At 67.8% G+C, this 23,098-nt stretch carries 18 protein-coding genes, 2 tRNA genes and 1 pseudogene; 6 read left to right on the forward strand and 15 right to left on the reverse strand.

Annotated features, from left to right (window positions below):
- Positions 1–31 precede the first annotated feature (31 nt).
- The 3 genes from AC1DKQ_RS01940 to AC1DKQ_RS01950 are packed head-to-tail and all read right to left on the reverse strand — an operon-like array spanning position 32 to position 2,273.
- Positions 32–1,330 (reverse strand): MFS transporter, encoded by a 1,299-nt coding sequence (locus AC1DKQ_RS01940; protein WP_476882606.1) that lies wholly within the window; start codon positions 1,328–1,330, stop codon positions 32–34.
- 14 nt (positions 1,331–1,344) lie between these two features.
- Positions 1,345–1,782: a MaoC family dehydratase gene (locus AC1DKQ_RS01945; RefSeq protein ID WP_476882605.1), complete on the reverse strand. Its 438-nt coding sequence runs from the start codon at positions 1,780–1,782 to the stop codon at positions 1,345–1,347.
- Between the two features lie 2 nt (positions 1,783–1,784).
- The gene (locus AC1DKQ_RS01950) at positions 1,785–2,273 is read right to left on the reverse strand and encodes an FAS1-like dehydratase domain-containing protein (protein ID WP_476882604.1); all 489 of its coding nucleotides are present in this window, start codon (positions 2,271–2,273) and stop codon (positions 1,785–1,787) included.
- Between the two features lie 186 nt (positions 2,274–2,459).
- Here AC1DKQ_RS01950 and AC1DKQ_RS01955 point away from each other — a divergent pair, with 186 nt between their 5' ends.
- Both AC1DKQ_RS01955 and AC1DKQ_RS01960 read left to right on the forward strand, forming a co-directional pair.
- A complete protein-coding gene (locus AC1DKQ_RS01955; protein ID WP_476882603.1) occupies positions 2,460–2,855 on the forward strand; it encodes an ArsR/SmtB family transcription factor in 396 nt (131 codons plus the stop codon).
- 65 nt (positions 2,856–2,920) lie between these two features.
- The gene (locus AC1DKQ_RS01960; protein ID WP_476882602.1) at positions 2,921–4,549 is read left to right on the forward strand and encodes a SulP family inorganic anion transporter; all 1,629 of its coding nucleotides are present in this window, start codon (positions 2,921–2,923) and stop codon (positions 4,547–4,549) included.
- On the opposite strand, the gene AC1DKQ_RS01965 is transcribed toward AC1DKQ_RS01960, so the two are convergent.
- The 5 genes from AC1DKQ_RS01965 to AC1DKQ_RS01985 all read right to left on the reverse strand — a co-directional run bounded on the left by AC1DKQ_RS01965 (position 4,539) and on the right by AC1DKQ_RS01985 (position 9,630).
- Entirely contained in the window at positions 4,539–4,763 is a 225-nt protein-coding gene (locus AC1DKQ_RS01965; RefSeq protein ID WP_476882601.1) for a DUF3188 domain-containing protein, read from the reverse strand. The two genes, AC1DKQ_RS01960 and AC1DKQ_RS01965, sit on opposite strands and share 11 nt — an antisense overlap.
- Positions 4,764–4,891: 128 nt before the next feature.
- On the reverse strand, positions 4,892–5,839 hold the full coding sequence (locus tag AC1DKQ_RS01970; RefSeq protein ID WP_476918053.1) for a DUF2797 domain-containing protein: 948 nt from the start codon (positions 5,837–5,839) through the stop codon (positions 4,892–4,894).
- Between the two features lie 23 nt (positions 5,840–5,862).
- The gene (locus tag AC1DKQ_RS01975; protein ID WP_476882599.1) at positions 5,863–6,729 is read right to left on the reverse strand and encodes an HpcH/HpaI aldolase/citrate lyase family protein; all 867 of its coding nucleotides are present in this window, start codon (positions 6,727–6,729) and stop codon (positions 5,863–5,865) included.
- 172 nt (positions 6,730–6,901) lie between these two features.
- The gene (locus AC1DKQ_RS01980; RefSeq protein WP_476882904.1) at positions 6,902–7,852 is read right to left on the reverse strand and encodes an aldo/keto reductase; all 951 of its coding nucleotides are present in this window, start codon (positions 7,850–7,852) and stop codon (positions 6,902–6,904) included.
- A gap of 71 nt (positions 7,853–7,923) precedes the next feature.
- Positions 7,924–9,630 (reverse strand): glycoside hydrolase family 13 protein, encoded by a 1,707-nt coding sequence (locus tag AC1DKQ_RS01985; protein ID WP_476882598.1) that lies wholly within the window; start codon positions 9,628–9,630, stop codon positions 7,924–7,926.
- Between the two features lie 104 nt (positions 9,631–9,734).
- Between AC1DKQ_RS01985 and AC1DKQ_RS01990 the strand changes: the two genes are divergently transcribed.
- Both AC1DKQ_RS01990 and AC1DKQ_RS01995 read left to right on the forward strand, forming a co-directional pair.
- Positions 9,735–10,910: an ROK family protein gene (locus AC1DKQ_RS01990; protein ID WP_476882597.1), complete on the forward strand. Its 1,176-nt coding sequence runs from the start codon at positions 9,735–9,737 to the stop codon at positions 10,908–10,910.
- Positions 10,911–11,117: 207 nt separating this feature from the next.
- Positions 11,118–14,303 (forward strand): hypothetical protein, encoded by a 3,186-nt coding sequence (locus AC1DKQ_RS01995; RefSeq protein ID WP_476918054.1) that lies wholly within the window; start codon positions 11,118–11,120, stop codon positions 14,301–14,303.
- A gap of 98 nt (positions 14,304–14,401) precedes the next feature.
- On the opposite strand, the gene AC1DKQ_RS02000 is transcribed toward AC1DKQ_RS01995, so the two are convergent.
- The 3 genes and pseudogenes from AC1DKQ_RS02000 to yidC form a co-directional block, all read right to left on the reverse strand.
- Entirely contained in the window at positions 14,402–15,973 is a 1,572-nt protein-coding gene (locus AC1DKQ_RS02000) for a Na+/H+ antiporter (protein WP_476882595.1), read from the reverse strand.
- A gap of 117 nt (positions 15,974–16,090) precedes the next feature.
- Positions 16,091–16,744 carry an NAD(P)H-binding protein gene (locus tag AC1DKQ_RS02005; RefSeq protein ID WP_476918055.1) on the reverse strand — a complete coding sequence of 218 codons (654 nt, stop codon included), beginning with the start codon at positions 16,742–16,744 and terminating at the stop codon, positions 16,091–16,093.
- Between the two features lie 20 nt (positions 16,745–16,764).
- A pseudogene (yidC, locus tag AC1DKQ_RS02010) lies at positions 16,765–17,541 on the reverse strand (membrane protein insertase YidC); the annotation flags it as partial.
- Positions 17,542–17,678: 137 nt separating this feature from the next.
- Between yidC and AC1DKQ_RS02015 the strand changes: the two are divergent.
- Positions 17,679–18,284 carry a dihydrofolate reductase family protein gene (locus AC1DKQ_RS02015; RefSeq protein WP_476882593.1) on the forward strand — a complete coding sequence of 202 codons (606 nt, stop codon included), beginning with the start codon at positions 17,679–17,681 and terminating at the stop codon, positions 18,282–18,284.
- Positions 18,285–18,539: 255 nt separating this feature from the next.
- Positions 18,540–19,280, forward strand: coding sequence for an HNH endonuclease family protein (locus AC1DKQ_RS02020; protein WP_476882592.1), 741 nt, complete (start codon positions 18,540–18,542; stop codon positions 19,278–19,280).
- 63 nt (positions 19,281–19,343) lie between these two features.
- Here the strand turns inward: AC1DKQ_RS02020 and AC1DKQ_RS02025 are convergent.
- The 4 genes from AC1DKQ_RS02025 to AC1DKQ_RS02040 form a co-directional block, all read right to left on the reverse strand.
- Positions 19,344–19,417: transfer RNA gene (locus tag AC1DKQ_RS02025), tRNA-Met, on the reverse strand.
- Between the two features lie 62 nt (positions 19,418–19,479).
- A tRNA-Thr gene (locus AC1DKQ_RS02030) sits at positions 19,480–19,551 on the reverse strand.
- Between the two features lie 233 nt (positions 19,552–19,784).
- Positions 19,785–21,917: a DEAD/DEAH box helicase gene (locus AC1DKQ_RS02035; RefSeq protein ID WP_476882591.1), complete on the reverse strand. Its 2,133-nt coding sequence runs from the start codon at positions 21,915–21,917 to the stop codon at positions 19,785–19,787.
- A gap of 390 nt (positions 21,918–22,307) precedes the next feature.
- Positions 22,308–22,961, reverse strand: a complete 654-nt coding sequence (locus AC1DKQ_RS02040) for an MOSC domain-containing protein (RefSeq protein WP_476882590.1) — start codon at positions 22,959–22,961, stop codon at positions 22,308–22,310.
- Positions 22,962–23,098 lie beyond the last annotated feature (137 nt).

The raw sequence follows: 23,098 nt of genomic DNA on the forward strand, positions 1-23,098 counted from the left end.
ATCTGCTGGCCTAAGCCGGTACTGGCTGTACTCAGCTTGCCCGGGCGGGCGCAGGGAGTTTGCGCGCCACCGGGGAGAGCAGGAAGCTGACAATCAGCATCACCATGACGGCAAGCAGCGAGTGGAGAATGCCGACGTGCTCGGCCAGCAGCCCCAGCAGCGGCGGCCCGCACAGGAACGCTCCGTATCCGATCGTGGAGACCACGGACACCCGGGCAGCGGCCTTGACGGGATCGTCGGCCGCGGCGGACATGCCCACCGGGAAGCCCAGCGAGGCGCCGAGTCCCCAGATGGCCAGGGCCACGTAGGCCAGCCACGGCGCCGGGGCGAAGACGAAGAGGCCGAGGCCCAGGACCGCCAGCGCGGCGCACCAGCGCATCACCGGGACCCGGCCGAAGCGGTCAAGGACCAAGGTGCCGGCGAAGCGGCCGATGGTCATGAACGTGACGAACAGCCCGTACCCGGCGGCTCCGGCGGCATCGGTCTGGCCGTGGCCGTCGGCCAGCGCCAATGCCACCCAGTCCCCCGCCGCGCCTTCGGCGAGGGCGAGCCCGAGGACCAGCACGCCCAGCAGCAGTGTGCGCCTGTCACGCCAGGCCTGCGCGATCTGGCGTTTGTTGTCCAGCGGCTGCTCCGGGACGGCGTCCGTCTGCCGGACGATCGGGATGGGGCCGGTGGAGGGATCCTCAAACGTGTCTGTCCCGGATGCCTTGAAGGGCCGCTCCCCCTCGACCGCCGTGATGTCCGCCCGGAACCAGGCAGCAGCTGTGGTCACCGAGCCGGCCACCAGCAGGCCCACCGCGGCGAGGTGCCAGAAGACGGGGACCCCGGCGGCGGCGGCCCAGGCACCCAGCCCGGCTCCGGCAACTGTGCCCAGGCTGAACGAACCGTGCAGCCTGGGCATGATGTGCCGCCGGACCGCGCGTTCCACCGCGGCGCCCTCGACGTTCGAGGCCGTGTTCCAGCTGGCGGTGCCCAGCCCGATGATCGCCAGCCCCGCGGCGACCGCCACCGGGTTGGCCAGCACGGAGGTGCCGAAACCTGCAAGCATCAGCCCGAAGCCGACCATGATGCTGCCGATCCGGATGGTGAGCTTGGAGCCGAGCCGCAGGACGATCAGGCCCGACGCGGACACGGATAGGAAGGACCCGGCCGTCATGCAGAGCAGGAGCAGCCCGATGGTGCCGGGGGTCAGGTCCAGGCCGTCGCGGATGGCCGGCAGGCGGGACACCCACGTGGAAAACGCGATTCCGCTCGCGCCGTAGGCCACCACTACAGCGTTCCGCCAGTGCGTGACCTCGGCGGCAGGAACGAAGAGAGCCTTGGTCACAGCAGCGCCATGGGCTAGACCAGCCTGACGACGGCCTGGGCCTTGACGAGGACCTTTTGGGCGGACGAGAGGACGGTGAGGTCGACGCGCGCGGTGCCGGCGTCGACGTCGAGCGCCCCGATGGCTCCGCTGACCTCTATCACGGCACCGGCCTCCGGAGTCCCGGTGGTGTCAGCGACGGGCACCGGCTTGGTGAAGCGGGTCTGGAAGTCGACGACGGCGGCGGGGTCGCCGGCCCAGTCGATCACAAGCTGGACGGCGGCGCCCATGGTGAACATGCCGTGGGCGATCACGCCCGGCAGGCCGACGCCCGTGGCGAAGGCCTCGTTCCAGTGGATCGGGTTGAAGTCACCGGAGGCCCCCGCGTACTTCACGAGATCGGTGCGGGTGACGGTGATGCTGCGGCTGCCGATGTTCTGGCCGACCGTGAGTTCTGCAATGTTGATGCTCATGGCTACTGTCCCTCTCCGCGGACCAGGATGGACGAGGTGGCGGTGGCGACCGGCTCGCGGACGCCGGCGGCGTCACCGGCAGCGCCGGTGACATCCCTGCCAAGCGCGAAGATTTCCGAACGCGTGGTGATCATGGCTCCGCCGCCCATGGCGCGGACGCCGTCGACGTGCAGCTCGGCGACCAGCCGATCGCCCGCGATGATCGGGCGGTGGTGGGTAAACCGCTGGTCGGCGTGGACCACGCGGGAGAAGTCGATCCCGGAATCCGGATCCTCGATCAGCTGCGCGTCGGCGCGCTGCGCGACGATGATGGCGAAGGTCGGCGGCGCCACGAGGTCGCTGTGACCCAGGGCCTCGGCGGCGGCAACATCGAAATGGGCGGGGTGGGTGGCCTTGACCGCGCGCGCGAACTCGCGGATCTTCTCGCGGCCGACGTCATACACCTCTGCGGCAGGGTAGCTGCGCCCCTGCAGGTCCGGATTGATAGTCATGGGTTCCAGCCTATCGCCACGCCCGGGCCCGGGCGGCTTCGTGACAGCTCGCAGGGCCCAGGGGGGTCTTGATGGGACTGGTATTGACTCGCGCGATATGATGAAAACATCAATCCATCAATCCGTAGAGCGACACTGTCCCGCCGGGCCGTGCCGCGAACGGATGCGAGAAAGTGTCCTCCTGCCATGATCTCCGCCGCGCAGACGCCCCTGTACGAAATCAAGGCCAACCTGTTCAAGGCGCTGGCCCACCCGGCCCGAATCCGGATCCTCGAGCTTCTGGCCGCCGCGCCGGACACGGAAGCCCCGGTCAGTTACCTGCTCGCCGAGACGGGGCTGGAGCCCTCGCATCTGTCCCAGCATCTGGGGACGCTGCGCCGGCACGGGGTGGTGACGTCGGTCCGGACGGCGAATGTGGTGACCTACCGGCTGGCTCATCCCAAGATCAAGGAGCTTCTCGCGATCGCCCGGACCTTCCTGCTGGACACCCTGGCCGGTTCCAGCGAACAGCTCCGGATAGCGCAGGAGCTGCCGGCTGGCCACCTCGGCAGTGCCGGCCACCTCGACAACACTGCGCCGTGAGCGCAGCCGACCCAACAATCCCGGTCCGGCATTCTCACACCGCCCGGAGACGCTTGGTCCGGTTTGTGCCGTCCCGCAGCGACTACGAGCTCTTGCAGTCCGCGTGGAAGACTGACCTGTTCGCAGGCATCACCGTGGGCATTGTGGCGCTCCCCCTGGCGCTGGCCTTCGGCGTGAGCTCCGGGGTCGGGGCGGAGGCGGGACTCATCACCGCTGTGGTGGCCGGACTGGTCGCCGCCATTATGGGCGGATCTAACGTCCAGGTCTCCGGTCCGACCGGCGCCATGGTGGTGGTCCTGGCTCCTGTGGTCGCCGCCCACGGCGTCGGCAGCATTGCCCTGGTCTCGGTACTGGCCGGGCTGCTCGTCATGCTTCTGGGAGCAAGCGGACTGGGCCGGGCCGTCGCGTTCATCCCCTGGCCGGTAGTGGAGGGTTTCACCCTCGGAATCGCCGCCATCATCTTCCTCCAGCAGATTCCGCTAGCCACGGGCACCACCGGAACGCCGGGCCACAACACCGTCCTGGCCGCCGTCGAGAGCGCGTCACAGGCCACCGCGCCGGCCGTGCTGCAGACTCTCGCGGTGGTGGCGGGCGTCACGGCCGTGATGTACCTGCTGCCCAGGCTCCACAAGTCCCTGCCCGCGAGCCTGATCGCGGTGCTGCTCGCCACCGTGGCGGCCGAGGTCCTGGCGCTGGACATACCCCGGATCGGTGCACTTCCGCACTCGCTGTCGGCGCCGTCCATGCCTTCCGTGGATCCGGCCGCAGTGGGCGGCCTGCTGATGCCTGCCGTCTCGATTGCGACGCTAGCCGCCATCGAATCCCTGCTCTCGGCCCGGGTGGCCGCAGGCATGGTGGGTCCGGACGGCCGCCCGTCCGGCGCGTACAGCCCGGACCGGGAGCTCACCGGCCAGGGGCTGGCTTCGATCGCCGCAGGCTTCTTCGGCGGCATGCCCGCAACGGGCGCGATCGCCCGGACCGCCGTGAACGTCCGCTCCGGGGCCAAGACCCGGCTCTCCGCGGTGGTGCACGCCCTGGTGCTGCTGGCCATCATCTACCTGGCGGCGGGGCTGGTCGGCCGGATCCCGCTGGCGGCGTTGGCCGGCATCCTCATGGTCACGGCCACCCGCATGGTCTCGCGGCACACGGTGTCGGCGATCCTGCGGTCCACCAGGGCCGACGCCGCGGTGTTCGTGATCACGGCCCTCATCACCGTCGCCTTCGACCTCATTGTGGCCATCCAGATCGGACTTGCCGCGGCAGCGGTGTTCACGCTGCGGACGTTCGCGTCCCTGAGCGGGGTCCGGCGCGAAGACATTCCCGGGCCGCCGGTTCCGGGGGACGGGCACATCGCCATTTTCCGGCTGGACGGGGCCATGTTCTTCGGCGCAGCGGAGCGGGTCCTGCAGGAGATCAGCCAGGTCAAGGACGTCCAGGTGGCCATCATCCGGCTGTCGCAGCTGCGGATGCTGGACGCCACGGGGGCCCACATGCTCGTCGGGGTGATCTCCGCGCTGGAGCTGCGCGGCGTGACCGTCCTGCTCAAAGGGGTCCAGCCGCAGCATCTGGAGCTCGTGACCAACGTGGGGGTTATCCGTTCACTGCGGCACCACAAGCACCTGTTCACGTCCCTAGCGGACGCAGTAGAGCATGCCCGGAGCCATGTGGAGCGGAACGCGGCCGTTAGCGCCTGAGGTTCTTCCGGATGGTCTGGCCGCGGATCACAATCCCGGCCAGGTGCAGGATCAGGCCCAGCCCGATCACCGGCAGCGAGGCGAGGGCGAGGGCCTGGTTGCCGGTGCTGTTGCCCACCACGTTGAGGATGATGCCGAGCGCGATCAGGCCCATGGCACTGAAAACGATCACCTTGTAGGTGGTTGACGCGGTGGCCCAGAATTCATTCAGCACCGTGCCAGTCTACCGGGGCGCGCCGGCAACGCTGCGAGCCGCTAAATTCCTGGCGACACTCTAATTACCTGGCGCTACCGGAATACGGGCGCGTCCGGTATTTTGCGCGTCGCGGAGCATTTCCAGCGTCAGAACAATGCTTCCTGCACGGCCGGGACCTCCGAGCCGTGGTCACCGAGTTCGATCATCCGTGCCTTGAGCTGCCCCAGGTTCACCACGAATTCCAGTTCGCTGCCATCCAGCGCTGCGAGCGCCATGCTGCCGCTCAGCGAATCGACCCGGAACCCGTGCGACCCGGTCGCCAGGTCGTGGGGGTAGGCGTGCCGGGCGGCCGGGGCGCAGGCGTCGGCGGAAAGCTCCGGCCGGACCCACCGCTCATCCACCACCTCGAAGCCCTCCCCGCCGACACCGGCGAGCAATGTCCGGGCCACCCCTGCCAGCCGCCCGTTCACGGCATCGAGTTCGACGGCGGCTGCCGGGGCCACCAGCGCGGCCGCCTTGGCGGCGGCGCGGACCTGTTGCGGCAGCCCGGCGTCGCGCGTGATCATGTCCTCCAGGATGCGGACCACGCGGCCGTCCGCGGCGCGGGCGATGTACCGGGCTACGACGGCGCCCTGCTCGGCGAGCCGGATCCATTTCCGCAGGTCCGAGGCAGTGCCGACCTTGCTGGCGCCGGTAGCGAAGGTGGCCACGTAGAGCCAGTGCGGCTGCATCAGGTACGCGCGCAGGCCCGGCGGGACGCGGCCGCCGCGGTGGAAGTCGTGAATAAGCCGCGAGTCGTCCAGCACGAAACATCGTTCGCACTGACTGCCCTTGGTGGCGGCAGCCCGTGCGGGGCAAAGGACATGGTCCCTCTCCGCCGGGCCGTGCACGTTGTGGTGCCCGAGGCAGTGTTTGCCCTTGGTGGCGACCCGGAAACCAAGCCTGGTGCCGGCGTCGAGCGCCAGTTCGGTGAGCGTGCCGTCAGGGTCCTGCAGGCGCAGCACCGGGAGCCCGCCCTGTCCAGACGCCGCGGCGGGAACGGGCGCCGGACCATCCCAAAAGACCCCGTGAACCAGATAGCGGGTATCGGTCACGGGGTCTCCTTAAGCGGTGTGAGCTACAGTGCCGGCTGCACGCCAAAGGCTACGGCGAGCTTCATGATCTTCTCGGCGCGGCCCAGGCGCGGCAGGTCGGAGCCGTCGCGGATGACGCGGCCGCTGGCTTCGAAGTCGGCCATGAAGTCCGTGGCCCAGGCGACGTCGGACGGCGTGGGGCTGATGACCTCGTTGATGACCGGCGTCTGGTCGATCGCGAGGCAGAGCTTCCCGGTCATCCCCATCATCACTGTGATGCCGGTCTGCTCGCGCAGGATCGGGTGGTTCGTGCCGACGGTGGGGCCGTCGATGGGGCCGGGCAGGTTGCCGACGCGGCTGGCCACAACCAGCTTGGCGCGCGGGTAGGCCATGGCTTCGGCGGTGGCCGCCATGCCGGTGTCGCGGCGGAAGTCGCCCGAGCCGAAGGCCAGGCGGAAGGCGCCCTGGGCCTTCGCGATGTTGTTGGCTTCCTCGATGCCGACGGCGGACTCGACCAGCGGGATGACCGGGGTCTTGCCGTCCATCCGGTGGAAGCTCTCCGTGACCTGGTCGGCCGATTCGGTCTTGGCCAGCATGATGCCCAGCAGGCCGGGGGTGCCGCGCAGCCCGGCGAGGTCATCGGCCCAGAACGGGCTGGTGGCGTCGTTGATCCGGACCCACGCGCTACCGCCGGCGGTCAGCCAGTTCACGACGTTGGCGCGGGCGGTGTCCTTCTGGGAGGGGTCCACCGCGTCTTCGATGTCGAGGATGATCGCATCGGCCCGGGAGACGGCGGACTGGTCGAAGAGGTCGGTCTTCATCGCGTTCACCAGCAGCCAGGAGCGGGCGATCTCGGCCGGGATGTTTCGCTGGGGCCGAAGTGATTCAGCGGTGGTCATAGAAGTGGTCATGCATCTACGCTAGCCGCCCGGGGGCACTTGCCGCTAAGCGATCCGGCCCTCAGGGGCGACCATTACGACCAAAATCACGTCACTGCCCAACCAACTGGCAGCAGAAGCCGTTTTCAGCGGGCAAAACGGCCCCTGCTGCCAGCTGGTTGGGTGGGCGTGACGGCGGGAGTGGCTAGGGGATGTTGCTGCCGCGGGCCGCGACCCAGAGGCCGTACCACTCGGCGCGGGTCATCGCCGCGGCGGCCTCGGCGGCACCGGCGCAGGCGAGGATCCTGGCCGGGTTGGCGGTGCCGATCACCGGCGCAATCCCGGCCGGGTGCCGCATGAGCCAGCCCAGCACGATCGCCTCCCCCGTGGTCCCCTTCGCGGCGGCCAGGGCAGCCACCAGGGCGGTGGTGGCCTCCTCCGCCGGCGTCGGCACGGCGCCCGGCGCCCCGGTGTATAGGCCGCGGGCCAGCGACCCGTATGCCTGCAGCCGGATTCCCTTCCGGACGCAGTGCTCCACGGTGCCGTGCGGGAAGCTGTAGTCCGTGCCCTCGGCATGGTTGACCAGCACCGTGCTTTCGAGCCAGGCACGCTTCAGCAGGCTCATTTCGAGCTGGTTGGCCACCACGGGGACCCCGAGCCGGTCCTGCAGCAGCTCGATCTGCGGGCCGGACATGTTGGACACACCCACGGCGCGCACCTTGCCCTCGGCCATGAGCTGGCCGACGGCGGACGCCACCTCCGCCGGATCCATCAGGGGATCGGGGCGGTGCAGCATGAGCACGTCGACGTAGTCCGTCCGGAGCCGGGCCAGGCTTTCGTTGACCCGCTCCAGGATGCCGTCCCGGCTGAGGTCGTAGTAGGCCTCCAGGCCCTGTTCGTTGAGCCGGATACCGCACTTTGTCTGCAGCCGGATCTTCTCCCGCAACCCCGGGGTACGGGCCAGGACCTCGCCGAAGACGGCCTCGGCTTTGCCGTGCGTGTAGATGTCCGCGTGGTCAAAGAGCGTGATGCCCGCGCCCATGGCGGCTTCAACGGCGGCGGCCGCCTCGTCCACATCCGCGGACGAGTACGATTCCGCCGACCAGCCGCCGCCCAGGCCCATACAGCCGTAGACGAGCTCCTGGGCGAGGTTTATCTGGTTGGCGATCACCTGGTTGGCGTTCACGCCGTTGGCGGGCGCGCCGGACAGGTCCTTCAAGGCGGGGCTCACCGCAGCCAGACCGTGGTGTTGGCCGGCAGGCGTCCGCCGTCCAGCGGGCCGCTGCTGACCAGTACCTCGCCGGCAGGCAGGTTAACCGGTGCGTCGCCGAAGTTAGTCACTGTCTGCCAGCCGCCGGGACGGCTGAAGCGCAGGACGTCGGCGCTGCCGGATTCCTGCCACTGCAGTTCCTCCGAGGTCTGCAGTTCGCGGCGCAGCTTCAGGGCCTTGCGGTAGAGCTCCAGGGTGGAGTCTTCCACGCCGTCCTGGGCCGCCACGGCGTAGCGGCTGAACCAGGCCGGCTGGGGCAGGTGTGCCCCGCCGGCGCCGAAGCCGAACGAGGTGCCCTCCGGAGCCCAGGGCAGCGGCACCCGGCAGCCGTCGCGGCCGATCTCTACGCCCTTGTTGCGGAAGAAGGTGGGGTCCTGCCGCTCGGCGTCGGGGATCTCCGCAACCTCCTGCAGGCCCAGTTCCTCGCCCTGGTACAGGTAGGCGGAACCCGGCAGGGCCAGCATCAGCAAGGTGGCGGCGCGGGCCCGGCGCAGGCCGAGTTCGACGTCGAGCTCTTCGACAGGGGCGCCGGCCAGCAGCCAGCCCTTGCCATCCTGGCCCTTGGCGTGCTTGCCGCCGCCCCGGGGCAGGCCGTAGCGGGTGGCATGGCGGACGACGTCGTGGTTGGAGAAGACCCAGGTGGAGGAGGCCCCGGATTCCGTGGCCTCGGCCAGGTTCCGGGCGATGATTTCGCGGAACTCGCCGGCGTCGAAGTCGGCCTGCAGGAGGTCGAAGTTGAACGCCTGGCCCAGGCCCTCCGGGCTGGCGTAGCGGGCGCGGCGGGTAGCGTGCACCCAGGCCTCGGCGACGGCGGTGCGCGGCGGGTTGTACTCGTTGAACACCTCGCGCCATTCGGCGTAGATCTCGTGGACTTCGTCGCGGTCCCAGAACGGGTGCGAGCCGTCCGGGAATCCGTCCGTGCCGGTGTTGGCAGCGCTGAGCTCCACCTTGGAGATGAGCGGTTCGGTGAGGTCCTTGGTCAGCGCGTGGGCGACGTCGACACGGAAGCCGTCCACGCCGCGGTCGGACCAGAAGCGAAGCGTCTTGAGGAAGTCGTCACGGATTTCGCGGTTGGCCCAGTTCAGGTCCGGCTGTTCCGTGGCGAAGATGTGCATGTACCACTGGCCGGGCGTGCCGTCGGGCTCGGTGATCCGCTCCCAGGCGGGCCCGCCGAAGACGGACTCCCAGTCCGAAGGCGGGAGTTCGCCGTTTTCGCCGAGGCCGTCGCGGAAGATGTAGCGTTCGCGGGCGGCCGATCCCCGCGGGGCGGCCAGCGCCTCCTGGAACCATTCGTGCCGGTTCGAGGAGTGGTTGGGGACGATGTCGGCGATCAGCTTGATGCCTGCAGCGTGCAGCGCGGCGGACATCTCATCGAAGTCCGCCAAAGTGCCGAGCTTGGGGTCCACATCGCGGTAGTCGTCGACGTCGTAGCCGCCGTCGGCCAGCGCCGAGGGGTAGAACGGGGAGAGCCAGACGGCGTCGATCCCCAGTTCCTTCAGGTAGGGGACCTTGGCGGTGATGCCCTTGATATCGCCCAGGCCGTCACCATTGGAATCGGAAAAGCTCCGCGGGTAGATCTGGTACACCGAGGCCTGGCGCCACCAGTTGGGATCGGCGGCGAGGTCGGAACCGGACAGGGTTGCCAGCGTGGCGGTGTTGGTCAAAGGAGATTCCTTCGGGTCTGGGAGGGGCTTCTGATAATTTAGATACAAGCTAAATATATTGCCTGAACAATTATGGGTCCGGGAACAGAAGAGGTCAAGAAGTGATGCCCCACGCAGCCGCCGCCACACCGCAGCTGCTGCGCCGTGTCAACGCCCAGGCCGTGCTGCGCCACATCCGCGGCGTCGACGCCGCCACCGGCACCGAGCTGATGGCCCTGACCGGACTCACCCGGGCCTCGGTAATTGCAGTCTGCGAGGACCTGATCGGCCGGGGCTGGATCGTGGAGCTGGACCAGCCCCGCACAGACCCGGCCAATCCACGGAAAGGGCGCCCGGCCCGGCGGTTTGCCTTCAACGGGGAGGCAGGGTTCGTACTGGGCCTCGACATCGGCGCCGCGACCACCACCGCAGCCGTGGCCGACCTCCGCGGCACGGTCATCGGACAGTCCAGCGAGAGCTTCCGCGCGGCGGACATCCCCGCGCAGGAGCGGATCGGCGTCATCGATTTTGTCTGCCGCCAGGCGCTGGAGGCCGCGGGAACGGACCCGCGCAATGTGCTGGCCGTCGGAGCCGGGATCGCCGCACCGGTGGACCGGGACGGGAACGTGCTCGTGACCCAGCGGTTCTGGAGCCTGTTCGACGTCGGGCTCCGCTCCGCGCTCAAGGAGCTGCACGGCTGGACGGTGCTTCTGGAGAACGACGCCAACCTTGCCGCGCTCGGCGAGCGCTGGCGCGGTTCCGGCGCGGGTGTGGACGATCTGGTGGTGCTCTTGGCGGGCGAACGCCTGGGTGCCGGGGTGATGGAATCCGGGCGGCTGCTCCACGGCCGCGGCGGGGCCGCCGGCGAGATGGGCTATCTGGACATGGTGGAGGGCGTTGGCTCCAGCGACGGCATTGCTGCCCTGGCGCGGCAGTGGTCCGCGGCGGGCGGCGGACCGTCCGCGGGCGGCCCTGCAAGCGCGCCGCGCGTCTTCGAGGACGCGGCGGCAGGAGACGCCGCGGCCCTGGCGATCCTGGACCGGATCTCGGAGCGCATGGCGCGCGTCATCGCCTCAATCGCGAGCCTGATCAACCCCGAGCAGGTGGTGATCGGCGGCGCCGTCGCCGAGTCCGCCGGTGCCCTCGTGCCGGGCATCACAGCGCTGCTCCCCCGCTTCACCGCCACCCCGCCGCGCGTCACGGTTTCGCCGCTGGGCGACAAGATCGTCACAGTGGGCGCGATCCGGCATGCCCTGGACTTCGTTGAGGCCAATGCGCTGGAACTCGAACTGGCCGGCTGAGGGCGTGGCGGGCACGTACTCCATTCACAAGCGGGGTTGCTCAAGATTCGGCAACGATTGGACACCCAAGCCGAAAGTTTGGCGCAAGTTTCCCGGTATTGCCGCCTGCCATCCGTAGACTGACCTCACTTTGGTCTCTTGCGGCCGTTCAGCTGACCCGTCGGCTGAACGGCCGTCTCATGAAAGATAAACGTGAACTCTTTTCGGATGAAGACTGCGTTGTTTGCCGCGTTTGTCCTTGCCTTGGCCTCGGTCCCGGCCACCGGCACGGCGCCAGCCAATGCTGGGCAGTCGCCGGCGCCCGTCGCGACCGCCACCGCCACAGCTACAGCGACCGGACCAGCTTCGGCAGCTCCGTCGGCAACCCCGACGCCGGCTCCCACCACGGCTCCGGCTCCCACCACGGCTCCGGCTCCCACCGCGACCCCGGTGCCCAGAGCGGAGACAATCCAGCCGACACCACGTCCCTCCGCCCCGGCCGGCGTCAGCGCGCCGCTCACGACAGTTGAGTCGCTGCCGGTGGGAGGCACCGATGGGCCGTTCATCGCGCACACCTTCGAGAACCCGCCCCCGGTCGGCAGGAAAGGCGTACCCGCCGGCGCCGCCGCGACGGCACGGACCACGGAGTCCTTCTCGCTTTCCCGCTCCGGCGACATCAAAGTGCGCTTGGTACTGGTCCAGTTGGCCGACAGGAAGGCAACAATCCCGCAGGCCGCGGCACAGGCTTCCATCGCCACCAGCAGCAACTACTGGAAGAGGATGTCCAACGGCCGGTTGTCGATGACCGTGACCAAGGTGGAGAGCCGTAGCAGCAAGGCCACCTCGACGCAGCGTTACCCGGACATGATGAGCACCATTGCCGGAGAACTTGGGTGGACTCCCAGCCCCTACACCGCGCTCGTGGTTTTCGTCTCAACGCCCACGCTCTCGGACGGCGCGTACGGCGCCGGCTGGAGTTATCAGGGCACCAGCGGGCGGGTCATCATGCCGCTCCCGGCGACGCTGACCAACAGCGTCCTGACGCACGAATTCGGGCACGTTCTGGGCCTCATGCACGCTAACAGCCTTCAGTGTGGAAGCGGCGCCCAGGATGTCGGCACGAACTCGAACGGGTCATTCGCCGATTCCAGCTGCAGCATCCGCGAATACGGTGACAGCCTGGATCTGATGGGTATCTCCCAACTCACCCAGCCCGCTATCAGCTCAACGCTTTGGGCTTATGGGGGGTTTGGCCGCGGCGACGAAATCGTGGACGCAGGGACCCTCAACGGCATGAGGAAATTCACCCTGAAGGCGTGGGCGGGGACCGACGCGAACAGGGCTGTGAAGTTTACGGATCCGGTGAGCGGCGAAACGTATTTCCTGGAGTTGCGGCTGCCTGTCAGCTATGACACAACCGAGGCTGTGGACCTGAATCGCGGCGTCAAGATTGTCCAGCAGCTGGGGGCCGGCTCGCTGATTCTGCTGCCGGATTCCAGACCCTTCGCCGGCTACTACAATCCCCGCCAGACCTGGCAAGCGGGCCAGACCTTCACCACCCATGCCGGCACAAGGGTCAGCATTGACGCGATCACCTCCACCTCCGCAAGCGTGACGGTAGAGTCGATACTCTCAATAGCCGGCAGGGCAATCGACCCTGTCGCTGCAGCCACACCCGCCCTTGGAAGCCCGACCACCGCCGTCGCATGCGGGCTAAAAGCCAGCGGATGCTACAGAAGTTTTCAGGGCGGCTCTATCCACTGGACGCCAAACACCGGCGCAGTCGCAACGGTCGGTGCGATCGGCGCCTCTTGGGGTGCCTTGGGATACGAAAACGGCAGGCTGGGCTACCCGACCAGCCGTCAGCTCTGCGGTCTGACTGGGGGCGGCTGCTACCAGACATTCCAGGGCGGAACCATCCACTGGTCGCCGGCCACCGGAGCGCGCGCCACCGGGGGCGCCATCCGCGCGACTTGGGGCACCCTGGGCTACGAGAACGGCAAGCTCGGCTACCCATTGGCGAACGAGGTCTGCGGGCTGACCGGCGGCGGCTGCTACCAGACATTCCAGGGCGGAACCATCCACTGGTCGCCGGCCAGCGGCGCCTTCGCCACCTGGGGCGCCATCCGTGCCACGTGGGCGAGCCTGGGCTCCGAAAAGGGCAAACTGGGCTACCCCTCCGGCAAGGAAACCTGCGGACTGGTCAGCGGCGGCTGCTACCAGACCTTCCAGGGCGGAACCATCCACTGGTCGCCCGGCACCGGCGCGGTTGCCACTTGGGGCGGTATCCGCGGTGCATGGGGAACCCTTGCCTATGAAAACGGAAAGCTCGGCTATCCCACCGCTAATGAGGCCTGCGGACTGGTCAACGGCGGCTGCTCCCAGGCGTTCCAGGGTGGAGTGGTTTACTACGCTCCGGGAGCCGGAGCGTTCGCCACGTGGGGCCCGATCCGCAAAGCATGGGGCGCCGAGGGTTACCAAAACGGAAAGCTCGGCTACCCCACCGGCAATGAAATCTGCGGACAGCCCGGCAGCTGCGATCAGTCTTTCCAGGGAGGCCTCATCCACTGGACCGCTGCTGCGGGTGCCATCGCTACCTCAGGGCCGATCTGGACGGCCTGGGCGAGCCTGGGTTCCTCCCAAGGAAAGCTCGGCTACCCCGTGGCCCGTGAGGTCTGCGGGCTGGCCGGCGGCGGCTGCTCCCAAGCGTTCAAGGGCGGCACCATCCACTGGTCGCCCGCCACCGGCGCCTTCGCCACCTGGGGCGGGATCCGTGCCACCTGGACAGGACTGGGCTCCGAGAAAAGCAAACTCGGCTACCCGACGGGAAGGGAGACCTGCGGCCTGATCAACGGCGGCTGCTACCAGACGTTCCAGGGCGGCACCATTCACTGGTCACCGGCCACCGGCGCCCGCGCCACCTGGGGCGGGATCCGTGCCACCTGGGCCAGCCTGGGCTACGAAAAAGGCAAGCTCGGCTATCCGACGGGCAAGGAGACCTGCGGTTTGGTGAACGGCGGCTGTTACCAAATGTTCCAGGGCGGCACCATCCACTGGTCGCCCGCCACCGGCGCCCGCGCCACCTGGGGCGCCATCCGTGCCACCTGGGCCAGCTTGAGCTACGAAAAAGGCAAACTAGGCTACCCGTCCGGCAACGAAATCTGCGGCCTGACCGGCGGCGGGTGCTACCAGACGTTCCAGGGTGGCTCCATCCACTGGTCTCTCGCCACCGGCGCCTTCGCCACCTCCGGTCCCATTCGCGTAACCTGGGGCAGCCTGGGTTACGAAAAGGGACGGCTTGGCTATCCGGCAGCAGCTGAAAACTGCGATCCGGTCAACGGCGCATGCAGCCAGCGATTCCAAAACGGAACCATCACTTGGTCTGCCGCGCAGGGCAGCGTGGTACTCCCCTGACCGACTAGCCCGCGGCGGCTGGCCCCGACAGAGCACCAACCTCCCGGGCGCCCCACGCACGATAAAGTTGCCGGCACCACCCGGCCTAACAAGGGTCATCACTCCGGCATGATCATGGTGCGCAGGTCCAGCTGCCGCAGCACCCGGTCCGCGACTTCCGGGTCCATGCCCGGCTCGTTCCGGGCCGCCACGACTTCCTGGCGGGCGGCGTCCAGGGCGATCGTCTGCACGGCAATCGCCAGTTCGCGGCCGCGTTGGCGCTGCTCCCCCGCGCTTTCATTCTTTAGGCTCCCGTCCAGTAGCTCGGCGTGCAGCCGGGTCATTTTTTCCTTCACCAGCGCCACCTTCTCCGCCGGAAGTTCTTTCATGAGCTCGTTGTCCTTGAGCGCGGCGATCGCCGCCTGCTGCGCACGGCGGGCCAGCACGCGGGCGGCGTCGCGTTCTTCCGAACCGTCCTCGGACGCCTTCAGGACCCGCATGAGCCACGGCAGCGTCAGCCCGGGCAGCACCAGTGTGGCCAGTAGGACCGCGCAGGCGATCACCAGCAACTCGCTCCGGGCCGGGAACGGCGTGCCGTCCGCAACTGTAAGAGGTAGGGCCAGCGCCAGCGCCAGGGTGGCCAGGCCACGCATGCCGCACCAGGTCAGGATCAGCACGTCCTTGGCCGAGGTGGGGCGCAGGACGTCCTTCCTGGCCCGGGAGAGGACAGACATCATGGCCAGCCAGGCGAAACGTGCGGCGAACACGAGGACGCACACAACCGCGGCTGTGCCGATCATGCCGAACACGGCGCTGCCTTCCTTGTGGATGACCTGCCGTACTTCCAGCCCCACCAGCCCGAAGGCCAGGCCGGTAATCAGCAGTTCCACGACGTCCCAGAACGCGGTCCGGGTCACCCGCTCCGCGGCGTCCCCGGGCCGGGAGTGGCGCTGCATTTCCAGGGCGGTGACAACGACGGCGATCACCCCGGAGGCGTGCAGCTCCTCGGCCAGGATGTAGGCGGCAAACGGCACCACGAGGGTGACGGCGCTCCGGGCCACCATGGAGGACACGAGGCGGGTGATCAGGCTCGTGAACCAGCCCATGCCGATGCCCACCACCACCGCGATCGCGGCTCCCAGGACAAACTGGAGGACGACGTCGGAGGCGATTTTGGTGCCGGCTACGGCGGCGGCCACGGCCGCCTGGAAGATGACGATGGCGGCGGCGTCGTTGAAGAGGCCCTCGCTCTGGAGAACGTTGATGAGCCGCCGCGGCATATGAACACGGCTGGCGATGGAATCCACGGCCACGGGGTCCGGCGGAGCCACCATGGCGCCCAGGGCGATCGCGGCCGGAATGCCGATGCCCGGGATCATGAGCCAGGCAGCACCGGCCACCACCGCCGTCGAGACCACCACGAGCGCGACGGCGAGCATGAGCAAGGTGCGCCAGCGGACCCGGAAAACGGCCCAGGAGCTGCGCTGGGCCGTCGCGAAAAGCAGCGGCGGCAGGAAGATGGGCAGGATCAGTTCGGGCGGGATCTGAATCTCCGGGAACCCTGGGATGAATGTCAGGGCGACGGCCAGGAGCAGCATCAGCACCGGGTAGGGCAGTCTGAGCCGGTCCCCCAGGCCCACGGCCCCCACTGTGGCCAACAGGAGTCCAACGATAAGTGCCAACTGGTCCATGTGCCCGCTTTCCCCGGAGGCGGGCCGGGGGCATCCCGGGTGGATGCACGGGCCGCCCCCACTACCCTATCTAGGTCAGCGGTGCCGGGCCTACGGCGCCGGCTTAAGGTACTGGGCCTAAGGTTCGAGGGCCGCCGCGAGTGGAAGGGTACCGTCCCGGAACTGGATGGTGCGCCCGATCGTGACGGGCAGTCCGAGGGCCGCCGCCGCCACCAGGGCAACGTTGGCGCGGGAGGTCGCGGTGCCGTCCGACGTATCTGCGGGGTCGACGTCGATCATCCCGTTGCCGGGTCCGGCCGTCAGCGCGCCGGGCCCCAGAATGGTCCAGTCAAGGCCGGAGCCGCGCAGGTAGGCATCCGCCGCGGCCTTGGCCTCGGCGTAGGCGAAGAAGCCGTTGTCCGCGGGGACCCCGTGGTCCGGCCCGGCGCCGAAGTAGGAGACCATGACGTACCTGCTGACGCCCGCTTCGGCTGCGGCGTCCATCGAACGGATCGCGGCGTCCCGGTCCACGGCGTAGGTCCGTTCGGGGCTGCCGCCGCCGGCTCCGGCAGAGAACACCACGGCGTCGTGGTTCCGCAGGGCATCGACGATCTGCGCCGTCGTCGCGTTCCCCACGTCCAGAGGCGACGGCGTGGCCCCGGTGGCAGCGACGTCGGCCGCATGGTCCGGGTTGCGGATGAAGGAGGTGACCTCCTGCCCGTCCGCCGCGAGGATCCTGGACAGTTCCAAAGCCACCTTGCCGTGGCCGCCAATGATTGCGATTCGCGTCATGGACCCATTCTGTCCCACCTGATGGCGAACTGCTGCCCCATGGTCCATAGGTTGGTGGTTGTCCAGTAGATCAGGACGCCGATGGGGAACACGATGCCGCCCAGGCCGAAGACGATCGGCAGGCTGTAAAGGATCACCTTCTGCTGGCGCAGGTACGGGCTCGCCAGGGCCTCGTCGGGCATGCTCCTGGCCATGATCTGCTTCTGCGTAATGAACTGCGCGGCCGTCATGGCCAGGATCATCCCGATGGAGAGGACCCACACCGAGAGTTGATTGCCGCCGCCGCCGTGCAGCAGCGATGCCGAGAGCGGGGCACCGAAAATAGTGGACTGGTCGAACTGCATGACCTGTCCGGCGCTCATGGCCCCGATGCCCTCGTTCTTGCCGGCAGCGGTGCTGATGCCTGAGAGCACCTGGAACAGTGCGAAGAAGAAGGGCACCTGGATCAGCATGGGCAGGCAGGCCGAGAACGGGTTGGTGCCATGCTTCTTATACAGGGCCATCTGCTCCTGCACCATGGCCTGGCGGGAGAGCGGATCAGTCTTGCCCTTGTACTTCTCCTGCAACTCCTTCAGGTCAGGTTGCAGGAGCCTCATGCGCTGCTGGGCCTCTACCTGCTTGAGAAACACCGGGATCAGGGCAGCCCGGATCACCAGCACCAGCCCGATGATGGACAGGGTCCACGTCCAGCCGCTGGCGGCCGGCATGCCGAGGGCGCTGAGTCCGTCATGGAAGCCGGCCAACACGGCCGAGACCAGCCATCGGAACGGGGCCATGATGGTGCCCAATAAGTCCACTGATATCCCCCTCTCTCAGGTGCTGCAAAGCTACGGTGAAACGAGCGGCTTGTCACGGACTCGGGCTGCGGGAGGGCACACAGCTCACCGGGAAACAGAGCGGGACCCGAACTGTCGAGTGGTGGCATGATGGGCCCATGAGCCAAGTCACGTGCGATCTGACTATCTCCCTCGACGGATTCCTCGCCGGCCCGAACCAGAGCATGACGGAGCCCCTGGGCGAGGGCGGAGAGCTCCTGCACAGGTGGCAGTTCGAAGAACGCCAGTCCAACGCGGCCTGGCTCGACGGCATTCTCGCGGCTGGCGCATACATCATGGGACGGAACATGTTTGCGGGCCCTGGGGCGTGGGACGAGGCCTGGCGGGGATGGTGGGGTGAGGAACCGCCGTATCACGCGCCTGTGTACGTGCTCACCCATCAGCCCCGCGCGCCCCTGGAGATGCAGGGCGGGACCACGTTCAACTTCGTGACCGACGGGATCGAGTCGGCGCTGGCCCAGGCGCTGAAGGCCGCCGGCAGCAAGGACGTGGCCGTTGCCGGAGGAGCGCAGACTGTCCGCCAATACTTGGCGGCGGGGCTGATCGACGAGCTGCGGCTCCATACCGCGCCCGTCCTCCTGGGTGCGGGTGAGCGGCTGCTGGACGGCGTCGCGAACCTCAAGCTTGAGCCGACGGAAGTGAGCTGCACCAGCCTCGTCACCCACGTGCGCTACCGGGTGGCCTCCGAAACCGCCCCGGCCTAGGGATTGAGGGTCTGACAGTGTGAGACCGGCAGCAACTGCACCGGGCAGCGAGCCGACTGCGAGCGAACCGATCGTCTCGGCGGGATGTGGGATGGCCAGTGCCAGTCGAGGTCAGCGGGCTGGGCGTAACGTGAGGTTACTACTTACAACTTTTGCGCGCCATAGTCGCGCCACAGTATGGGAGTGCCGCCCAGGGGCCCGCGGCCGAGGTGTACGACTATTGCTTTCACGTCGTCCTGAGAGTAATCGAGAACCATGAACGTCCAGCGCTCCATCCATGTCGGCGCCACAGCTCTTCCGGTACTGAAATCCAGGCAATTGATGAAGCTGCGGCGGGCGGTGGGTGTAGCGGTGGTTGCCGCAGGCCTGCTGCTGGCCGGCCTAGCCGTTCCGGCCGAAGCAGCAAACGTATATAAAGCAGCAACCGTATATCAGGCTCCGCTGCGGACTGCTGTGCTCGGACTGCCTGTCGCGGCCGAGGTCAACGCCGGCTATGACCGGGACCGCTACTTCGGCGTCTGGGGAGATACCAACGGTGATTGCCAGAACACGCGGCAGGAAGTCCTGGTCCAGGAATCCAAGGGGGCCGTGTCCTATACCTACCGCGGTTGCATTGCCAGCAGGGGACGCTGGGTCACATCGTGGGACAACGGCGTTCACTCCTCCGCGACGGAAGTGGAGGTGGACCATCTGGTCCCGGTTCATGAAGCCTGGGGCTCCGGTGCAAGGTATTGGTCCCAGGCGCGGCGCGTGGCTTTCTACAACGACCTCGGGGACAGCCGCACCCTGAACGTGCAGACGTCCGCTCTCAACCACTCAAAGCGAGCTAGTGGCCCGGAAAGGTGGCTGCCGCCGAAGAATCGTTGCGCGTACATCACCCAGTGGGTGGCGGTGAAGATCCGCTGGGGCCTGAGCGTCAACATCACTGAGAAGGCCGCGCTGATCCTATACGCAGCCTCCTGCCCAAACGTCACCCTGACGGTTACCCGCGTCTAGCCACCCATGGCCCGATACAGAAAAGACCCCCGGAATCTCAACGGATTCCGGGGGTCTTGCCTGTAGCGGTGGGGAGGCTCGATCTCCCGACCTCACGATTATGAGTCGTGCGCTCTAACCAACTGAGCTACACCGCCATAAATGAGGAAAACCTGCGCTCAGCCGGTCAAAAACCGCCTTGACACAGGCCCTCATCCAGAGCCCCCCACCGGAATCGATCCGGTGACCTCGTTCTTACCAAGAACGCGCTCTACCACTGAGCTAGGGGGGCAACGAGTAAATACTCTACCGGAAGATGCGCCCACCAACAAATCGGGTGCCGGACGACGTCGGACCGGCCGAAAACAGCGGGAATCCGGGCTTCCAGCACGGTCCCGGGTGCCTGAATCAGCTCCCAGGACCGGCATGCCGCCGCGGCTGTGACGAAGCGAACAGGAAGGCGGAGTGCTTAAAGCAGAACGGGCCGGCTCAGGGAGCCGGCCCGTTCTTAGTTGGTGTTACTGCTTACCACTTGTTGCGGGGCTTGAAGCCGCCTTCGGTGCGGGGCTTGCGGGTGTCGGCGCCGAAAGTGCGCTGCTCGGAGCGCTCACTGAAGGAGCGGCCGCCACGGTCAGCGGAGGACCGCTCGCCGTCGCCCTTGCGGAATTCGCGCTTGAAGCCGCCGTTGCCCTTGAAGTTGCCGCTGCCACCGGAGTAGCCGCCACGGTCCCCGCCGCGGTCGCCGCCACGGTTGCCCTGGTAGGAACCGCGGTCCCCCGAGCCGGAGGGCTTGCGGCCGTTGTCGAGCTCGAGGTGGATCAGCTCGCCGCCGATCCGCGTGCGGGACAGGGCCTTCAGCTGATCGGCGCTCAGGTCCGCCGGGAGCTCCACGAGGGAGTGATCCGAGCGGATGTCAATGCCGCCGATCTGGGCCGAGGAGATGCCGCCTTCGTTGGCAATGGCGCCAACGATGGAACCCGGCATGACGCGCTGGCGGCGTCCGACGGCGATCCGGTAGGTGGCGTTGCCCTCCGTCAGGGTGCGGGTCGGGCCGCGTGAGCCGAAGCCGTCCTTGGAGCGCTCGCGCTTCTGGAACTCGGGGGCTGCCGGCAGTTCCTTGACCAGGAGCGGCTGTCCACCCTGGGCCATGACGGCAAGTGCGGCGGCGATCTCCGAGGCCGGCACGTTGTGCTCTTCCTCGTAGGAGGAGATGAGGTCGCGGAACGCGGCGACGTCCTCGGACTCGAGGGTCTCCGTGATGCGCTCGGCGAACTTGCCCAGGCGCAGCGTGTTGACGGTCTCGGCCGTGGGCAGGTGCATCTGCTCCACCGGCTGGCGGGTTGCCTTCTCGATGGAACGCAGCAGGTACTTCTCGCGCGGCGTCATGAACAGGATCGCGTCACCGGAACGGCCTGCGCGGCCGGTGCGGCCGATGCGGTGGACGTAGGACTCGGTGTCGTGCGGAATGTCGTAGTTGACCACGTGGCTGACGCGCTCGACGTCGAGTCCGCGGGCGGCGACGTCGGTGGCGACAAGGATGTCGATCTTGCCGTCGCGCAGAGCCTCAACCGTGCGCTCACGCTGCTGCTGCGGGATGTCGCCGTTGATGGCGGCAGCCAGGAAGCCGCGGGAGCGCAGCTTGTCGGCGAGGTCCTCGGTGGCCATCTTGGTCCGCACGAAGGCGATGACGCCCTCGAACTCTTCGACCTCGAGGATGCGGGTCAGCGCGTCGAGCTTGTGCGGGCCCATGACCTGCAGGTAGCGCTGGCGGGTGTTGGCGCCCGTGGTGGTCTTGGACTTGACCTGCACCTCGGCCGGGTTGTTCAGGTACTGCTTGGAGAGCCGGCGGATCTGGCTCGGCATCGTAGCGGAGAACAGCGCAACCTGGCGGCCCGCCGGGGTCTGCTGGAAGATCTGCTCAACGTCTTCGGCGAAGCCCATGCGAAGCATCTCGTCAGCCTCATCCAGCACGAGGTACTGGAGTTCGGACAGGTCGAGGGAACCCTTGGAGATGTGGTCGATGACACGGCCGGGGGTACCGACAACAACCTGGGCGCCGCGGCGCAGGCCGGCGAGCTGGGGGCCGTAGGCGGAGCCGCCGTACACCGGGAGGACGGTGAAGTCGTCGATGTGCTTGGCGTAGGAGGTGAAGGCCTCGGCCACCTGGAGGGCGAGCTCGCGGGTAGGAGCCAGCACCAGGGCCTGGGTCTTGCGGGACGGGCCGTTGAGGTCGTGGAGCTCGGCCAGGCGGGACAGTGCCGGTACTGCGAATGCTGCAGTCTTACCGGTACCGGTCTGGGCCAGGCCCACGACGTCGCGGCCTTCGAGCAGCAGCGGGATGGTTGCTGCCTGGATCGGGGAGGGCTTCTCATAGCCGACGTCCTGCAGGGCAGCGAGGACACGGCCGTCGATGCCGAGGTCTACGAACTTGACGCCGTCTTCTTCGGCGTCCTCGTCCTTGGCCGGGGCGGAAGTGGCCTCGGTCTTGGTGTCAGCCTGCGGGGCAACTTCGGCAGCCTCGGCGGCCGGTGCTACAACGTTCGCAGGAGCCTCGGTGAATTCCGGGGCGGAGCCGGCTGCGGGGGCAGCCGTTTCAGAAGTCTCGACGTCGCTCTGAATGTTTTCGGTTTCGACGGAGTTGTTCTGATTTTCGGGCATAGGTGAAATTTCCTCATCCATAGGGGCCAAGCGGCACAACCCGAGGTGAGCGGAGCCGCAGTACGCGTGACACGAATTGCCGGGCGTACGGTTGACCGGCGGGTCACATAGAAGTCCGGCGCTTTCGCAATCCCGTGGCAGGACTTCCCGCTGCATCTCTTGGCTGCTATCCCAGCAGTCTGTACAGCGTTTTCTTTTGCCGGCTCTCCCTATGAAAATGCCCGCATCACAGTTGCGGGCCCCAACACTTGCCAGTCCTGCCTCAAGAATTGGGCAGGAATAAGGGATTTCCGGAGTGGGGGATATTTCAAGTGTAGGGCATGGATCAGAACAGTGGTAGTTGAGGGGCCGACGGCGGACGGTGAGCTTGCGCACACCGGCGCACCAGGCTTAGACCCCGAGGCGGCGCTGCAGCTGCTCAAAGCCCTGGTGGTACTCGGGCTGCAGGCGGATCTGGCCGTCGGCGTCGGCGTCGCGCAGGGCCTCCATGTCCGCCAGGGTGGGATCGGTGAACCACTTGGCGATCGTCACGCCGTGGGCGGGGACGAAGAGCTGGTGGATGTGGTTTCCGGCTTCGATGTTGCCGGTCCTGACCACCCGGAGGTAAGTGCCCACCCGGCCCGCCTCGGTGAACCGCTTGACCCAGTGCGGCTCGCCCATCCGGCGCTGGAAGGTGGCGCAGGGGATACGCGCTGAGGTGACTTCCACCTCGACGTCCAGTCCGATCTTCCAGCGTTCGCCGATCACGGCGTTGGAGGCGCTGAGGCCCGTGATCCGCAGGTTTTCGCCGAAGATGCCCGGCGGCAGGTCCCGCCCCAGCTCCGCGGCCCAGTAGTCGGCGTCGTCCTGCGAATACGCGTAGAGTGCCTGGTCCTCGCCGCCGTGGTGGATCCTGCTGGCCTGGACATCACCGCGCAGGCCGAGTTTGTGGACCCGCACCGGTCCGGCGACAGGGCGCTTGTCGATCGCGGTGACCCCGACGCTGCCGGGATCATCGAGCAGCTGGTGAACCGTGCAGACAGCAAGCACAGATGCGGTTTCCATGGCACCAGTGTAGGCCCGCGGCTCGGCCGGGAACCGAGGGTGTTCCCCAGCCGGTTGCCGAGCCCCGTGCAGCGCTCCAGCCCGGTTGCTTTCCGGACCATCCCCCCGATAGCCCGGCGACACCGGAGCGTCGGTCG

The sequence above is a fragment of the Arthrobacter sp. 05L421 genome (genome assembly GCF_056397785.1).

Coding starts and splice junctions, on each gene's coding strand:
- AC1DKQ_RS01945 (WP_476882605.1), bottom strand. CDS start 1,782: ATGAGCATCAACATTGCAGAACTCACGGTCGGCCAGAACATCGGCAGC.
- AC1DKQ_RS01950 (WP_476882604.1), bottom strand. CDS start 2,273: ATGACTATCAATCCGGACCTGCAGGGGCGCAGCTACCCTGCCGCAGAG.
- AC1DKQ_RS01955 (WP_476882603.1), top strand. CDS start 2,460: ATGATCTCCGCCGCGCAGACGCCCCTGTACGAAATCAAGGCCAACCTG.
- AC1DKQ_RS01975 (WP_476882599.1), bottom strand. CDS start 6,729: ATGACCACTTCTATGACCACCGCTGAATCACTTCGGCCCCAGCGAAAC.
- AC1DKQ_RS01990 (WP_476882597.1), top strand. CDS start 9,735: ATGCCCCACGCAGCCGCCGCCACACCGCAGCTGCTGCGCCGTGTCAAC.
- AC1DKQ_RS01995 (WP_476918054.1), top strand. CDS start 11,118: ATGAAGACTGCGTTGTTTGCCGCGTTTGTCCTTGCCTTGGCCTCGGTC.
- AC1DKQ_RS02000 (WP_476882595.1), bottom strand. CDS start 15,973: ATGGACCAGTTGGCACTTATCGTTGGACTCCTGTTGGCCACAGTGGGG.
- AC1DKQ_RS02005 (WP_476918055.1), bottom strand. CDS start 16,744: ATGACGCGAATCGCAATCATTGGCGGCCACGGCAAGGTGGCTTTGGAA.
- AC1DKQ_RS02015 (WP_476882593.1), top strand. CDS start 17,679: ATGAGCCAAGTCACGTGCGATCTGACTATCTCCCTCGACGGATTCCTC.
- AC1DKQ_RS02020 (WP_476882592.1), top strand. CDS start 18,540: ATGAACGTCCAGCGCTCCATCCATGTCGGCGCCACAGCTCTTCCGGTA.
- AC1DKQ_RS02035 (WP_476882591.1), bottom strand. CDS start 21,917: ATGCCCGAAAATCAGAACAACTCCGTCGAAACCGAAAACATTCAGAGC.
- AC1DKQ_RS02040 (WP_476882590.1), bottom strand. CDS start 22,961: ATGGAAACCGCATCTGTGCTTGCTGTCTGCACGGTTCACCAGCTGCTC.